Raw genomic sequence first — 15,276 nt, forward strand, 5'->3', positions numbered from 1 at the left:
GTTGGCGGTCGTTCGGCTGCGCGCCTAGGCGACCTTCGGCATCTTGGCCAACAGCTTGTCGAGCGTGACCGGATAGTCCCTTACCCGCACCCCGGTGGCGTTGTAGACCGCATTGGCCACTGCGGCCGCCACGCCGCAGATGCCGAGCTCGCCCACGCCCTTGGCCTTCATCGGCGAGGACAGCGGATCGGTCTCGTCCAGGAAGATCACCTCCTGATGCGGAATGTCGGCATGCACCGGCACTTCGTAGCCCGCCAGGTCGTGGTTGACGAAGAAGCCACGCTTCTCGTCCACCGCCAGCTCCTCCATCAAGGCCGCGCCCACGCCCATGGTCATCGCGCCGATGACCTGGCTGCGGGCCGCTTTCGGATTCAGGATGCGGCCGGCGGCGCACACGGCCAGCATGCGGCGCACGCGGACCTCGCCGGTATAGGCATGCACCCCCACCTCCACAAAATGGCCGCCGAAGGTGGATTGCTGGAACTTCTTGTCCAGGTCGCCGTATTCCATGTGGTCTTCGGCGACCAGACCGTCCGGCCCGGCAGCGTCTGCCAGGGCGAAGGACTTGCGGTCGGCGCGCACCTGACCGTCGGCGAAGACGGCTTGCTGCGCCTCCTTCGCATCGAGGCCGAGCTGGCGCGCCACCATCTCCCGCAGTTTCACGCAGGCCGCGTACACGCCGGCCGTGGAACTGTTGCCGCCCCATTGGCCGCCGGAACCGGCGGACACGGGCAGCGCCGAGTCGCCCAGTCGCACGATCACCTGGTCCAGGCCCACCCCCATCATCTCGGCCGCCGTCTGCGCAATGATGGTGTAGGTGCCGGTGCCGATGTCGGTCATGTCGGTTTCGACGATGACCATGCCCCGGCTGTCCAGACGGACCCGGGCGGCGGACTTCATCACCAGGTTGTTGCGGAAGGCCGCGGCCACGCCCATGCCGATCCACCAGTCACCCTCGCGGCGCTCACCCGGACGGCTGGCGCGACGGCCCCAGCCGAAGCGCTCCGCACCGGTGCGCAGGCACTCGGCCAGATGGCGTTGCGAATAGGGCCGCTCCGGCTTCTCGGGATCGACCTGGGTGTCATTGACGATGCGGAACTGCACCGGATCCATGCCCACCCGCTCGGCGAGCTCATCCATCGCGATCTCCAGCGCCATCAGGCCGGGCGCCTCGCCGGGGGCGCGCATCGCATTGCCCTCCGGCAGATCCAGGACCGCCAGCTTCATCGCGGTGTAGCGGTTGGCGCCGGCATACAGCAATCGCGTCTGGGCGACCGCGGTTTCGGGCGCGCCACCTGGCAGATCGCCGGACCAGCTTTCATGCGAGATGGCGGTGATCTTGCCGTCGCGCTCGGCCCCGATGCGCAGCCGCTGGATGGTGGCGGGCCGGTGGGTGGTGTTGTTGATGATCAGGGGCCGCTGCAGCGCCACCTTCACCGGCCGGCCGGCGGCCTTGGCGCCCAGCGCAGCCATCACCACATCCGCCCGCAGGAACAGCTTGCCGCCAAACCCACCGCCGATGAACGGCGAGATCAGGCGCACATTGGCGCGCGGCAGGTTCAGGGTCCGGGCCAGGTCGCCGCGTCCCCAGTCGATCATCTGGTTGGAGGTCCAGACGGTGAGCTTGTCGCCGGCCCACACCGCGATGGTCGCGTGGGGTTCCATCATGGCGTGCGATTGGTCGGGCGTGGTATAGGTTTCGTCGATCTTCAGGGCCGCCTTGGCGAAGGCGCCGTCGAAGTCGCCGACCTGGGTGGAGGGCGGCGTGCTGTCATCGCCTTTGGGCGGTTTGGCGTCGCCCTTGGCCTTATCCAGGCTGAACGAGCCGGCGGTGGGGGCGTACTCGATGCGGACCAGCGCCGCAGCCGCGCGGGCTTGCTCGAAGCTCTCGGCCACCACCATGGCCACGGCCTGGTGGTAGTGCTGGACCTCCGGCCCGCCGAGCAGCTTGGCGGTGTTGAACTTGCCGTGACCGAGCTTGCCGGCGCTGTCGGCGGTGACGATGGTCAGCACGCCCGGCGCCGCTTCCGCGGCTGTCAGGTCGATGCGCAGGATCCGTCCCTTGGCAATGCCGGCACCGATGATGTGGCCATACGCCGGGTTCGCCGCCACATCGTGGCGCTCATAGGCATAGGGCGCGGTGCCGGTGGTCTTGCGCGGGCCGTCGATGCGGTCGGTGGGTCGGCCGATGACCTTGAGCTGATCGATCGGGTTGGTGGTGGCGGGGGTATCGAACTTCATGCCGGCGTCCTCGCTTGATGGAGCACGGCCGCGATGGTGCGTTCCACCAGCGGCAGCTTGTAGGCGTTGTCGGGCGTGGGGCTGGCGCCTGCCAGCAGCCGGGCGGCCACGGCCTGGGACCCGCGCGGCAGTTCGGCCTCGGCCGCCTCCACGCGCCAGGGTTTGTGCGCCACGCCGCCCACGGCCAGTCGGCCACTGCCGTCGCGCTGGACGATCGCCGCCACCGACACCAGGGCAAAGGCATAGGACGCTCGGTCCCGCACCTTTTGATAGAGATGGATGCCGCCGATCGGCCGGGGCAGGGTGACCGAGGTGATCAGCTCACCGGGCGCGAGTTGGGTCTCGACCTCTGGCGTCTGCTCCGGCAGGCGGTGGAAATCCGCGATCGGGATGCGGCGCGATTGGCCGTCGGCCCGCACCGTCTCCACCGTCGCATCCAGCAGCCGCATCGCCACCGCCATGTCGCTGGGGTGGGTGGCGATGCAGCGGTTGCTCACGCCGATCACCGCATGCTGGCGGCTCACACCGTCCAGCGCGCCGCAACCGCTGCCGGGCTGGCGCTTGTTGCAGGGCTGGTGGGTGTCGTAGAAGTAGGGGCAGCGAGTGCGTTGCAGCAGATTGCCGGCGGTGGTGGCGCGGTTGCGCAACTGGCCGGAGGCACCGGCCAGCAGCGCCCGCGACAACACGCCGTAATCGCGCCGCACCCGGTCATCCGCGGCCAGGTCGGTGTTGCGCACCAGCGCGCCGATGCGCAGGCCGCCCTCAGGCGTGGGCTCGATCTTGTCCAGGCCCAGGCCGTTCACATCGATGAGGTGGGGCGGCGTCTCGACCTGCAGCTTCATCAGGTCCAGCAGATTGGTGCCGCCGGCGATGAACCGGGCGCCGGGTTGGCGGGCCGCTGCGGCGGCGGCCTGCGCCGGGCTGTTGGCGCGTTCGAAGGTGAAGGGCTTCATGCGGGCCTCCCGGCGACCTCGGTGATCGCATCGATGATGTTGGCGTAGGCCCCACAGCGACAGAGGTTGCCGCTCATCCGCTCGCGCAATTCCTCGGCGGACAGCAGCGGCCGGGCGGTGAGGTCCTGGCTGACATGGCTGGGCACGCCGGCCCGGAGTTCATCCAGCACCGCCACGGCCGAGCAGATCTGGCCGGGGGTGCAGTAGCCACACTGGTAGCCGTCATGGCGCACGAAGGCCGCCTGCATCGGATGCAGCTTGTCGGGCTGGCCGAGGCCTTCGATCGTGGTGAGCTGGGCGCCTTCATGCATCACCGCCAGCGTGAGACAGGCATTGACGCGACGACCGTCCAGCAGCACGGTGCAGGCACCGCATTGCCCGTGGTCGCAGCCCTTCTTGGTGCCGGTGAGTTTCAGATGTTCGCGCAGGGCATCCAGCAAGGTGGTGCGGTTGTCCAACTCCAGCGTGTGCGACTGGCCGTTGACCTGCAATGTGACGCGTGACATGGCCACGAGCTTCTCCTGCGCCGGGTGGGCGTTGCGGGGGCCGCCCTGGGCGACCACCTCGGTAGACAGACCGACACCCGCCGCACAGGCGCTTCCGGCGATCAGCAGGTGTCGCCGGGAGAGCTGCGGATCGAGCATCTCGAACCCATCGCGGGGAGCGGCGGCGGTCCGGCGATCGCCGTTGCCGCACACGGCGAGGGCCACGTCGGCCGCGCCGTCCGTCGCGAGGGTCGGCGCATTCTCGCTGCTGTGCGGGGCGGCGCCGTACGTCACAGGCCACACCGTCGGTGCGGAAGACACGGGCGACACGGGCGACACGGGCGACATGGGCGACATGGGCGACATGGGCGACATGGGCGACGATGGATCGCCCGCACCGGTCGCCATGGTGGAAGCGGCGTGAAGGGGATCTGACGGCAATTCAGGGCCGTGCGAGGGGCTGGCGTCACAGCGGACACAGTCCGGGGCAGATGCGGATGGCATGGCGATGGCTCTCCTGGAGGCGGCCGAACTGCGGCCGAGGTGTGGCCGTCGTGCGGCACCTCGCCAAGATGGCAATCCCTGTACCTGCCGGCCCTGCGGCGGGCGGTCAGCGATGGGCCTGCAGCCACTCCTCCACCGACTTCGCACTGGTGCCAACCGCGTCGACCGCATGCTTGACCAGGGTGTCGGAGACGCCGAAGCGTTCGCCCCAGTAGCGCAGCTCGTAGTCGTCGAGCACGTTCACATGGTTGCGGTCGGAGCCGTGGGTGTTGGAGGTCTCTTCAGGCATGACAGTCTCCCGTAGGGTGAGCCGCAGCGCAGCCATCGACGTACCGGCTGAGCGGCATTGTCACGACCCCCGGCATCGCTGTCGATCATGATGTGATCGTCATGACCGTCGGGCTCAATGCGAGGGATCGTCGCGCACCAGCGTGGACGGCGGCACGCGATTTTCATCGTTGTCCATGCCTGCACCCGGGTCTTCCTCGCCGGCGACCGACTCCTCGAAGGCGTGCTCCGGCACCGGTGTCGGACGGACGCTGGGTGCGGGGGACGGGGCGGCGGGTGCGGGGCCAGCGGCATGTGGCGGGTCGGCGCGGTCGGCAGCGGGATCCTCGGTGGGTCGGGTGGCGGCAGGGAAATCGGACGATGAGGTCATGACGGGAGCCCCGGTGGTGGCCATTGCGAACTGATGCTTGCCGTTGCGCTTGGCCTGATACATGGCGGCGTCTGCCGATCGCATCAGCAAGTCGGACTGGCGGCCATGTCGAGGGGCAAACGCGATGCCGATGCTGGCGCCCACGGCTGCTTCGCCGCCGTCGGGCAACCGGATCGGCTCGCGCAAGGCGTTGAGCAGGCGGTGCAGCGCGGGTTCGGCCTCCGCCTCGCTGCGCAGCGAGGCCAGCAGCACGCCGAACTCGTCCCCACCCAGCCGGGCCACCAGATCATGGCTGCGGACGCCGGCCTGAAGCCGTTGGGCCACCACCCGCAGCACCAGGTCGCCGGCGTCATGGCCGAACTGGTCGTTGACGTCCTTGAAGCCGTCCAGGTCCACATAGCAGACCGCCAGCAGGCTGCTGCGGTCGTCCAGCAGCGAAAGCGCACCGGTGAGCCGGTCGGCAAAACGGACGCGGTTGGGCAGACCGGTCAGGGCGTCATGCACCGCCAGGTGCTGGGCGTTGACCTCGCTCTCCTTCAGCGCGCTGACGTCGACCATCATCCAGATCGACTCCTGTGCCGACACCGGCGCGCCGCTGAGGTCGATCCACAATGCGGAGCCATCCTTGCGCCGCATGCGCAGCTGTTGCCGGTAGCGCCGGCCCTGGGCGAAGGCGTCCTGCGCCTGCTGTGCGACGTGGTCGTAGGAGGCCTGGTCCAGGTAGAGCGCACGGGTGGGCTGTTGGATCAACGCCTGGCTGTCATAGCCGAACAGCGCATCCAGGGCGCGGTTCTTCCAGGTCATGAGCTCGCCGCGCACCCGCGCCATGCCGACCAGCTCGTTGTCCAGCATCAGGCTCTGTTCCGCTGCCAGCCGCGAGACTTGTTCGCGGGCACGGAGCTCGCGGCGCTGCTGTCGGTACACGACATAGGAGCAGGCCAGGGCGGTCAGGATGACGATGGCCGCCAGCAGGCTCTGCTGCTGGGCCTCGCTGCGCCAGGCGGTGAGGAAATCGGCGGTGCTGGTGCCGGTGAGGATGATCAGCGGATAACCCCGCACTTGGCGGTAGGCGGTGATGCGTTCGATGTTGTCGATGCGGGTAGGGGTGAGGTACCAGCCACGGGTCGGGTCGCGGGCGAACTGCCGGACAAAATCTTCGGAGACGATGATCTCGCCCAGCCCGCGGTTGGATTGGGGCTCGGCCGCCGAGTAGCGAGCAATCAGCCGCATCGACAACGAGCGCAGCGAGATGGCGCCCTCCGGCCCGATGGCGAGATGCCGGAAGTTGTCGACGAAGTGATCGGTGGACAGCACGGTGTAGGCCACGCCCGCAAACTGGCCGTTCTCGCCTTCCAGCCGACGCGCCACCACGATGCCCCATTGCGCCAGCAGCCGCCCGTACAAGGGTTCGGACACCACCATGCCCGCTCCGTTGCGCGCCAGGGAGAAGTAATCGCGGTCGGCGACGTTGAGCTGGTGTTCTTCGGCCGCCAGCCCGTAGACGACCTGACCGGAGGCGTCGGTGATCCGGATGACGTCCACCTGCGGCAGCAGGCTGCGTTGGTCGGCAATCGCGCGCTCCATCGCGCGACGCAGCTCGGCCTCGGTGCCGCGGACGCGACGGTACTGCAGGGCGATGGTGGCCAGCGCGTTGTCCACCTGCTTGAGTTCGGCGCCGAGTTCGATCGACAGGCTGCTGGCCAGGTTCTCGGTGGTCTCGCGGGCGCGGACCTCGTCCGCCTCCCGGCTGGCCCGCAGCGCAAGCACCGTGGCCAGCACCACCGACAGGGCCACGATCAGATTGCCGGCCACCAACCAGGCAGCGAGGCGTCGCAAGGGACGGGGGGCGGGAAGATGCAGGCGGTCCATCGGGGCGCGGGAGTTGATCGCACCCATCCTAACGGCATGACGGGCCGAGACCGATCGAGGCAGGGCCCGTGCCCGCCCGCACCCGCACCCGCACCCGCACCCGCACGGCGGTCAGGCGTTGGGCGGTGCGGTCGATGATGCTTTGAGGCCCAGCATGACGGTCAGCGGCTCCATCGGGGACTGGACAAAGCCGTGCTTGCAGTAGAACCCCTTGGCCTGCTCATCGATGGAATGGCACAGCAGGGCGCGGCCCCCGACGATCTGAGCGGCCTCGGCGCTGCGCAGCACCGCGTCCCGCAGCAGTCCGCTGCCGATGCCCAGGCCTTGCCAGGCTGAATGCACCGCCAGCCGACCCAGCACGAACACCGGAATGGGTTGCGGCATGTTGCGGCGCAGGGCACCGGGTGTGGCGTCCGCAGCCACCGCACCCGGCGCCAGGGCGTAGTAGCCGACAACCTGCTGATCGCTGGTGCTGACCACATAGGTCCGCGATGCGCCGGCCGCCTGATTGGGCAGTGCGCGGCGCTGCAGCCAATCAGTCAGCGGGGTATGGGTGCAGGTGAAGGCCGAGCAATCATGCGCGGCGGTGATCAAGGTCGGTGGACGGAGTGATGGATGCCTCATTGATCCCATGGCGCTTTTTTCGCGAGCAACCGATTGACGGCCGCGTTCTGGTCGATCGGCTGGTCCAGCACGGCCTGGAAGGCCTGCATCTGCGCTTCGTCCAGTTGGAAGAAGGCGCGGTCCAGCAGCACGCGCTGTGCCTCCGCCTCCGACGCGGCCATGATGAAGTCCGTGCGGGTCTTGCCTTGGGCGGTGGCAGCGCGATCGATCAGATCGCGGAAGTCCGTGGTGGCTCGGAAGTTGATGGTGGTGGTAGATGCCGTCATGGTGTGGCTCCGTCCTCAAGGGGTTCAGGCGGGGTTGTAACCCGATTTGTCAGAGCCTGATCTTCCGAGCTTTGTACGTACACTGTCAATACGCTTGATCGCGTGGGGCACTGACCTCATTGAGTCGTTCGGCGCCTCCATTCAGGCGTGATGGTGGTCGCGGGCGCGGGCTCGGGTGCGGGCCCGGCGCGCCGGTCGAGCGGCTTCCAGGCGGGGTGCCGGGCGCAGGGCGTCGGTTATCGTTGCCGGTGGGCCGAGACAGGACGGTGGGCGCTCGGGCGTGACGAGGATCGAAAGGAAGACCGGCTGATGGAACGCGTGGACTGCATCGTGATCGGTGCCGGGGTGGTGGGCCTGGCGGTGGCGCGGGCGATGGCGGCTCGTGGGCTGGAGACCGTGGTGCTGGAGCGCGAGCGCGCCATCGGCACCGGCACCAGTTCGCGCAACAGCGAGGTGATCCATGCCGGCATCTACTACCCGGAAGGCTCGCTGAAGGCCCGCTGGTGTGTGCGGGGCAAGGCGTTGCTGTATGCCTACTGCGCTGCGCGCGGCATTGCGCACCGTCGCTGCGGAAAGTGGATCGTGGCCACGAGCGACGGACAGCAGCAGGCGCTGCATGCGCTGCTGGACGCCGGGCGGGCCAACGGCGTGGAGGACTTGACGCTCATCAGTGCCGCGACCGCCGCGACGCTGGAGCCACAGCTCCAGGGCGTGGCTGTCCTTCAGAGCGGCTCTACCGGGATTGTCGACAGCCATGCGCTGATGCTGTCGCTGCAGGGAGACGCCGAGGCGGATGGCGCCATGCTGGCCTTCGACGCCCCGGTGCTGGGTGGGGATGTTGGTCCGGATGGCCTGGTCCTGCACATCGGTGGCGAGCAGCCGATGGAGATCGCCGCCGGTCTGGTGATCAACTGTGCGGGTCTGCACGCGCAGGCGGTGGCGCAGGCGTTGACCGGCATGCCTGCGCTGCAGGTGCCGGCCTTGCATCTGGCCAAGGGCAGCTATTTCGCCTTGGCGGGGCGCTCGCCGTTTTCTCGGCTGATCTATCCGGTGCCCGAGCCCGGTGGGCTGGGCGTGCATCTGACCCTGGACCTCGCGGGGCAGGCGCGTTTCGGTCCGGATGTCGAGTGGGTGGCGCCGGATCCGGACCGCCTGGACTACCGCGTGGATTCGCGACGGGCCGATGCCTTCTACGGCGCCATTCGCCGGTACTGGCCCGCTTTGCCTGATGGGGCGCTGCAGCCGGCTTACGCGGGCGTTCGGCCCAAGCTCAGCGGCCAGGGGGAGCCCGCGGCCGACTTCATGATCCAGACCGCGTCAGCGCATGGGGTGCGGGGACTCGTGAACCTCTTCGGCATCGAATCGCCGGGACTGACCGCTTGCCTGGCGATTGCCGAGGCGGTGTCTGCCGCGGTGTAGATCGGGGAAGGGCGGTGCCGCATCGAACGGCGAAGCCAAGGGCTCATCGAAGAGCGGTCCGGTAGCCGGGATGACGTGGATGAGCGGGATGAGCGGAATAAGCGGAATAAGCGGGATAGGCGGGATAGGCGGGTGCGCGTGATCTCGGACCGCGCGGCCATCCCATTGAGATGGCCCGCATGCCGTGCGATGCGTTCACGCCGCCTTCGGGGTCCTCGGCGCGCGCGGGCGCGCCTTGCGGACATAGGCGGGCAGGAAGGTACGGGTCTCCGCCGACTTCTGGTCTGATCGGCGACTGGCCACTGCGAGGCCGGTGACTGCCTCCGCCGCATCCATTCCGATCTGTCCGATGGTTGACGCTTGCGGTGCCTCGGCGGGTGGCTGGGCGGCGTCGCCGAAGGCCACCGTGACACTGTCCTTGGAAGCCGCCACCACGCGGCCCAGTCCATAGCGCGGCACGCGAACCATCTCGCCGATGTCGAACACCGGTGCAATGGGGACGGGCTTGGCGGCTGGCGTCGATTCCCTGCTCGATTCGCTGCTCGCTTCCCTGCTTGCGGCCCGGTTCGCGTCCCCGCGCCGGTCCTTGTTCGTCGCGCTTGTCGCTTCCTGCGCGGCGTCGCTATCGCTGTCTTGCAGGTGCTCCGCCTGGGCGGCGCCAGCGGTGGCCGCGCGCTGCAACGCCTGTTCATGCTGATCCATGCGGGTGCAGTTGTCGCAACCGTGGCAGCGGTCAAATCCGTCGCTCTCTCCGAAGGCTTCCAGCATCACGCGCCATCGGCACAGGCCGCTCTGTGCATAGAACACCATCTGCTCAAGCCGCCGATGGTCCAGGGCAGCCTTGTCCTCGTAGCGGCGCAGCGCGTCGGTGAGTTCGGCCAGGTCGTGGTCGGTGCGGTCAGTGAGCTGCCAATGGCCTTGATCGTTCACGGCCACCCAGCCCTCTCGTCGCAACAAGCCGCACAGCACCCGCAGCTTGTTGAGCGGACGTTTCAGTCGGTCACGCAAGGCGTCCAGGGTCCAGCCTGCAGGGTCCGGCGCGGTTGTGGCCAGCGCATTCAGCACGGCCTGGGCGTCCTCGGGCACCGGATAGCGGCCATTGAGGAAGAACTGCTGCACCGCGCGGTCGCTGGGCACAAACAGCAGGGTGTTGTCCGCCCGCAGCCCGTCGCGGCCGGCGCGGCCGGACTCCTGGTAGTAGACATCCAGGCCCGCCGGCAACTGGTAGTGGATCACCTGTCGGATCTCTGCCTTGTCGATGCCGAGTCCGAAGGCATTGGTCGCCACCATCACCGAGGCCTGGCCGGTCATGAAGGCGTCCTGGGCCGCGTGTCGCAGGCTGGCGCGCAGGCGGCCGTGATAGAGCGTGGCCTCGATGCCGCTGTCACGCAGCTTGGCATGGACCGCCTCGGCGGCCTTGACCGTGGCGGTGTAGACGATGGACGCGCCGGGCGCCGCCTGATCGGGCGGGGCTTGCAGCAACGCGAGCAGGCGGCGGCATTTGTCTTCGTCGTCCGCCAGCGGCTCGACCCGGTAGTGCAGATTGGGGCGGTAGCTGCCGGCGACCAGTCGGCCGGAGCGCGGGATGTTCAACTGCTCGGCGATCTCCGCGATGACCTCGTCGCTGGCCGTAGCGGTGAGTGCGAGCACCGTCGGCTTGCCCAGCGCCTTCACCGCCTCGCCCAATTGAAGAAAGGCGGGCCGGAAGTCGTGGCCCCATTCCGCAATGCAGTGCGCCTCGTCGACCACCAGCAGGTCAGTGGGATGCGCTTGCAGCGCGGCCAGCCAGTCGGCATCGGCCAGGCGCTCCGGCGTGATCATCACCACGCGGGCGCTGCCGTCCAGCGCCGCGGCGCTTTCCCGGGCCAGCGTGGCGGCATCCAGGCCGCTGTGCAACTGCGCGGCCGACAGTCCGATGGCCTCCAGCCGGCGGCACTGGTCCTCCATCAGGGCAATCAAAGGCGACACCACCACCGTGCGTCCGGGCAGCAGGCTGGCAGGCAACTGATAGCACAGCGACTTGCCCGCGCCGGTGGGCATCACCGCCAAGGTGTTGAGGCCTCGGAGCACCCGTTCCACCACTTCCTGCTGGCCGGCCCGCCAACGTCGCAGGCCGAATCGTCGCAACTGCTGCTGCAGGGTGCGCGCGCTGGGGAGGCGACCGGGACGGAAGGACATCTGGGACGGCTGGGACGGCTGGACAGGACGAGGCTGGGCGATCGGCATGGGCGGAGCAATCAAGCGGTGGTCAAGCGGTGGACATGGGCTGGACCGACCGCCGTTTGCGCCCGGCCGGTGGGATCGGCCATCGCGACCGATCCGAGCCCCCTGATGTCGCTCCGTCAAGCAATCTGCGCTCCCGTGATCGCGGGGCCCTCACGTCGAGGATCAAGGGGACAGCCGCGCCGGGTGCCGCCGCCGGGTCGTCGACGGGCACATCGGTTGCCATCAGCAGCCTAGCCGGGACGCAGTGGCGCGTCCCTCCGCTTACAACGCGAATGGAGAAATTTCATGATCAGCACGATCCTGCTTGTCGTCCTCATCCTGCTTCTGATCGGCGCACTGCCGTCGTGGCCGCACAGTCGCAGCTGGGGCTACTACCCCAGCGGCGGTCTGGGCCTGGTGGTGCTGATCCTGGTGATCCTGCTGCTGATGGGCTACATCTGACCCACCGCTGTGGTGAATCGGGCCGGCCAGTGTCCGGACGGTCGCCACAGCGTCACCGCGTCCGAAGCCATTCGTACGGCAGCGTTGGCGCCCGTGGATGCGCGCACACCCAGACATGCAGATGCGCGGTCGCTGTGTCATGCGACCGCGTTCTCACGTTTTCACGTTCTGACGTTCTGACGTTCTGACGTGCTCCAGCTCTCACGCGCTCTGGTGATCCAGGTCTCGCCGATGAACGCGGGACCTCGAGGCCGCTCAGGCGCCCAGCAAGGACTGCCCGCACACCCGCAGCACTTGGGCGTTGATCGGGCCTGACTCCGGCGCGGCGAGGAAGGCAATGGCTTCGGCCACGTCCTCCGGTCGACCGCCTTGCTTCAGGGCGTTCAGCCGCCGTCCGGCTTCACGAAGCATCAGGGGAATCCGTCGGGTCATGGCCGTTTCGATGAAGCCCGGCGCCACCGCATTCACCGTGATGCCCCGGGTGGCCAGCTCGTCGGCCCGGGCGCGCACATAGCCGATCAATGCCGCTTTGCTGGCGCTGTAGTTGGTCTGGCCCGCATTGCCGGCGATGCCGCTGATGGAGGAGAGGCAGATCTCCCGCGCACCGTCGACGATCAAGCCATCGATGTCGAGCCGATCGTCGATCGTCGCAATCGCCGACAGGTTCACCGCCATCACACTGTCCCACTCGGCCGCGCTCATGCGGGTGAGGGTGCGATCACGGGTGATGCCGGCGTTGTGCACCAGCACCTCCAGCCCGCCGAAGCGGGCCGCTGCGGCCGCGATCTTGTGCGGCGCTTCGGCGCTGACCAGATCGATCGCCAACAACTCTCCGCCGATCTCGCTGGTGAGGGCGATCAGGGCGTCCTTCGTGGCCGGCATATCAACGCACAGCACCCGCAGGCCCTCGCGCGCCAAGCGCCGTGCCGTGGCCGCGCCAATGCCGCCGGCCGCGCCGGTGACCAAGGCGGTCTTCATCGGGCGCGGGTTCGAGCCGGCGGCGGGGGTGGTGGCGCTTGGCGCCGCGGTCGCTCCCAGGGGCCGCTGAGGCTCGGCCGGGTCCGTCGCGTGTTCATGCGGTCGCCATGCCAGCACCTGTCCGGAAATGTAGGCGGAGCGATCGTTGCCGAAATATCGCAAGGCGCCGACCAGGGACGACGGCGCGACGGGCGTGGCCAGCGTCCGAGAGGGCAGCACCAGCAGATTGGCCGTGGCACCGCGTCGACCCAATTCCTTGGACAGGGATCGGGTGAAGCCATGCAGCGCCTGGGCGCAGGCAGCCCGCAGGGGCACGGCCAGATCGCCCGCATCCTCCGCCAGTAGCAGCACATGCGCGCCGAGGCTCAACCGGGGCAGCACCGACTGCACCTGCTGGAACAGCGCGCGCAAGGCGGCGATGTCGACACAGGCGGTGGCGTCGACGATCAACGTCTGCACTCCGCCGCTGTCGATCAGTTCACCGCCCTGACTCGCCACGGCATGCCGCAAGGCCTCCCGCAAGGGCGCCTCGCCGATGGCCACGATCTGCACCCGACGGCCTTCCAGCTCGCGATCGCCATAGGCATCGGCGCGGCGCGGCAGGGGTCGAGGCTGCGGCAGCCCCAGTGCCTCGACGATCGGGCGACCCCATGGATGGTTGGCAAAGGCAAGCAGGCGGTCGTCAGGCATGGTGGTCAGGCGCAGGGGAGGGCGTCGGAGTGTAGGTCGATGGCGCAGGGCTGAGGCGCTGGCGCAGCGGTCGGTTGTGGAACTGCCTCCCTAACAGGATGCCGCTTCAGAGAACGCCGCGTGAAAGAGGGCTGCGCACTCATCGGCGCGCGGCCAGCAGCCAGCGACGGCGCAGCTTCTTCAGTCGAGGCCGTGGTCGAAGGTGCATCCGCAGCCGCGAGCGCGCGGGGGCCTTGGTGCCGCCGGCGATGGCGATGCCGATCCGGTTCTCGCCCTCGGCCGACTGCGCGAACGGCTCGCCGCCATGCATGCGGGCAATCGCCGCCACGATCGACAGCCCCAACCCGTGGTGATCGGCGCCGCGGCTGCGAGCAGGATCCGCGCGATAGAAGCGGTCGAACAGGCGGGGCAGGTGATCGGCATGGATGCAGGGACCGAGGTTGCTCACCGACAGGCGCACCACCCCGGCCGCATCGGACTCGATGCACACCCGCAGCTCGGTGTCGGCGGTGGCGTAGCGGGTGGCATTGCCGAGCAGGTTGGACAGTCCGCGCTTGAGCAGCGGGGCGTCGAACTCGCCCGAGGCATCGCCGTCGATGCGAAGCCGGAGCCCGGCCTCGGCGATGGCCGCTTCGTGATAGTCCGCCACATCGGCGGCCAGCGCCGCGAGGCTGCCGACCGCCTGTCGCCGGGCGCTGGCGCCACTGTCCGCATGGGAGAGGAACAGCATGTCGTTGACGATGCCCGCCATCCGGCGCAGTTCCTCCAGGTTGGAGCCCAACTGGTCGAGGGTGGCGGCCGGGACGCCGGGTTGGCGCATCGCGATCTCGGTGCCGGTGATCAGCGTGGCCAAGGGCGTGCGCAGCTCATGCGCGACGTCGGCATTGAAGCCCTCGAGCTGCGCATAGCTGCGCCCGAGCCGCTCCAGCAGCGCATTGAACTGGTCCACCAGCGGCATCAGCTCCTCGGGCTGCTGGGAGCCGTCCAATCGTTCATGCAGTTTTTCCGCAGCGAGCTGTCGGGTCTGATCGACCAGCAGCCGCATCGGCGACAGCGCCAGCCGCACCAGCAGCACACAGCCCACCGAGACCAGCAGCGCGCCGATGAGCGAGGCGGTCATCAAGGTCAGCCCCAGGCGCTGGAGAAAGCTTGCATCGCGGCGCACATCCAGCCACAGCGTGCCGGACAGTCCGGTGGCTGCCGGGTCGACATCGAGCGCCCGCCATGCGGCCGGGCGAAACGCTCGCCCGGCGAGCGACGCTTGCGCTGGAATGGGATGGTCGACCAGCACCTTGCCCGCCGCATCGGTCAGCCGAAGGCGGAGTTCCTGGTGGATATCCAGGAAGTCGGCGAGCTGCTGAACGCGGGCGGGGGGCGGTGTGGTCGGTGAAGGCGATCGCGCGGGTGGCCGCGACAGGGCGCGGGGAGGGGACAGTGCGCCATCGCGATCGATCGTCGAGGCCGGCGGATCCAGGTCGGGATGCGCCGCCAGCAGATGCCGCACCTGCGCCAGGTTCTGCGCGAGCGTGTCGTCCTGTCGGCGTTCCAGGCTGGCGGCGGTGAGCAGATAGGCGGCGAGCGAGACCAGCGCCAGGCCGGTGAAGGTCTGCGTGGCCAACCACAGGGAGAGCCGAGCGCCGAGGCTGTCTGCGAACGGCAGACGCCGTCGTGCGGAGGATCTCGCGCCGAGTGCCGCCGGTCGCGCGTGATCGACCGGTGGTGCGTGTCGTCCCCAACGCGCGCCCAGGGATCTCATTGCGGCCCCGATCCTGGGTACGCCTGCCATCGCGCCAGGATGACAAAACTGTCATGTGCGCGTTGGTTGCTTGTCGGTGTGCTGAGACTAAATTCAATCCCAACGCGATGGACACAGAGCTTCAGCCGCATTCGCTGAATCGCTACCGCCGTCGCACTGCCTTCAA

12 protein-coding genes are annotated in these 15,276 nt (G+C 68.7%); 2 read left to right on the forward strand and 10 right to left on the reverse strand.

The features are described from left to right. Positions 1–24: 24 nt before the first annotated feature. The 7 genes from paoC to N4261_RS12180 all read right to left on the reverse strand — a co-directional run bounded on the left by paoC (position 25) and on the right by N4261_RS12180 (position 7,600). Complete coding sequence (paoC, locus tag N4261_RS12150) at positions 25–2,241, reverse strand: aldehyde oxidoreductase molybdenum-binding subunit PaoC (protein ID WP_261760394.1); 2,217 nt, start codon at positions 2,239–2,241, stop codon at positions 25–27. Then, positions 2,238–3,194 carry an FAD binding domain-containing protein gene (locus tag N4261_RS12155; RefSeq protein ID WP_261760395.1) on the reverse strand — a complete coding sequence of 319 codons (957 nt, stop codon included), beginning with the start codon at positions 3,192–3,194 and terminating at the stop codon, positions 2,238–2,240. Before N4261_RS12155 ends, paoC begins: the two co-directional genes overlap by 4 nt. Then, the gene (gene paoA, locus N4261_RS12160) at positions 3,191–3,973 is read right to left on the reverse strand and encodes an aldehyde dehydrogenase iron-sulfur subunit PaoA (RefSeq protein ID WP_435532038.1); all 783 of its coding nucleotides are present in this window, start codon (positions 3,971–3,973) and stop codon (positions 3,191–3,193) included. Before paoA ends, N4261_RS12155 begins: the two co-directional genes overlap by 4 nt. 316 nt (positions 3,974–4,289) lie before the next feature. Next, a complete protein-coding gene (locus tag N4261_RS12165) occupies positions 4,290–4,472 on the reverse strand; it encodes a DUF3606 domain-containing protein (protein WP_261760396.1) in 183 nt (60 codons plus the stop codon). Positions 4,473–4,586: 114 nt separating this feature from the next. Next, positions 4,587–6,677 (reverse strand): sensor domain-containing diguanylate cyclase, encoded by a 2,091-nt coding sequence (locus tag N4261_RS12170; protein WP_261760397.1) that lies wholly within the window; start codon positions 6,675–6,677, stop codon positions 4,587–4,589. A 144-nt stretch (positions 6,678–6,821) separates the two neighbouring features. Continuing rightward, the gene (locus tag N4261_RS12175; protein ID WP_261760398.1) at positions 6,822–7,304 is read right to left on the reverse strand and encodes a GNAT family N-acetyltransferase; all 483 of its coding nucleotides are present in this window, start codon (positions 7,302–7,304) and stop codon (positions 6,822–6,824) included. 26 nt (positions 7,305–7,330) lie between these two features. Beyond that, positions 7,331–7,600 carry a type II toxin-antitoxin system TacA family antitoxin gene (locus tag N4261_RS12180; RefSeq protein WP_261760399.1) on the reverse strand — a complete coding sequence of 90 codons (270 nt, stop codon included), beginning with the start codon at positions 7,598–7,600 and terminating at the stop codon, positions 7,331–7,333. Positions 7,601–7,909: 309 nt separating this feature from the next. Here N4261_RS12180 and N4261_RS12185 point away from each other — a divergent pair, with 309 nt between their 5' ends. Next, entirely contained in the window at positions 7,910–9,019 is a 1,110-nt protein-coding gene (locus N4261_RS12185) for an NAD(P)/FAD-dependent oxidoreductase (RefSeq protein WP_261760400.1), read from the forward strand. Positions 9,020–9,214: 195 nt separating this feature from the next. Here the strand turns inward: N4261_RS12185 and N4261_RS12190 are convergent, their stop codons facing one another. After that, the gene (locus N4261_RS12190) at positions 9,215–11,197 is read right to left on the reverse strand and encodes a RecQ family ATP-dependent DNA helicase (RefSeq protein ID WP_261760401.1); all 1,983 of its coding nucleotides are present in this window, start codon (positions 11,195–11,197) and stop codon (positions 9,215–9,217) included. Between the two features lie 333 nt (positions 11,198–11,530). On the opposite strand from N4261_RS12190, the gene N4261_RS12195 reads away from it, so the two are divergent. Further along, entirely contained in the window at positions 11,531–11,686 is a 156-nt protein-coding gene (locus N4261_RS12195; protein WP_261760402.1) for a DUF3309 domain-containing protein, read from the forward strand. Between the two features lie 255 nt (positions 11,687–11,941). Here the strand turns inward: N4261_RS12195 and N4261_RS12200 are convergent, their stop codons facing one another. After that, positions 11,942–13,354 (reverse strand): 3-oxoacyl-ACP reductase, encoded by a 1,413-nt coding sequence (locus tag N4261_RS12200; RefSeq protein WP_261760403.1) that lies wholly within the window; start codon positions 13,352–13,354, stop codon positions 11,942–11,944. Positions 13,355–13,493: 139 nt separating this feature from the next. Then, positions 13,494–14,972, reverse strand: a complete 1,479-nt coding sequence (locus N4261_RS12205) for a heavy metal sensor histidine kinase (RefSeq protein WP_261760404.1) — start codon at positions 14,970–14,972, stop codon at positions 13,494–13,496. Between the last annotated feature and the right edge of the window lie 304 nt (positions 14,973–15,276).

Origin of the sequence: Roseateles amylovorans, assembly GCF_025398155.2 — a bacterium.
Classification (GTDB): domain Bacteria; phylum Pseudomonadota; class Gammaproteobacteria; order Burkholderiales; family Burkholderiaceae_C; genus Roseateles; species Roseateles amylovorans.

Coding starts and splice junctions, on each gene's coding strand:
- N4261_RS12190 (WP_261760401.1), bottom strand. CDS start 11,197: ATGTCCTTCCGTCCCGGTCGCCTCCCCAGCGCGCGCACCCTGCAGCAG.
- N4261_RS12200 (WP_261760403.1), bottom strand. CDS start 13,354: ATGCCTGACGACCGCCTGCTTGCCTTTGCCAACCATCCATGGGGTCGC.
- N4261_RS12180 (WP_261760399.1), bottom strand. CDS start 7,600: ATGACGGCATCTACCACCACCATCAACTTCCGAGCCACCACGGACTTC.
- N4261_RS12165 (WP_261760396.1), bottom strand. CDS start 4,472: ATGCCTGAAGAGACCTCCAACACCCACGGCTCCGACCGCAACCATGTG.
- N4261_RS12195 (WP_261760402.1), top strand. CDS start 11,531: ATGATCAGCACGATCCTGCTTGTCGTCCTCATCCTGCTTCTGATCGGC.
- paoC (WP_261760394.1), bottom strand. CDS start 2,241: ATGAAGTTCGATACCCCCGCCACCACCAACCCGATCGATCAGCTCAAG.
- N4261_RS12185 (WP_261760400.1), top strand. CDS start 7,910: ATGGAACGCGTGGACTGCATCGTGATCGGTGCCGGGGTGGTGGGCCTG.
- N4261_RS12155 (WP_261760395.1), bottom strand. CDS start 3,194: ATGAAGCCCTTCACCTTCGAACGCGCCAACAGCCCGGCGCAGGCCGCC.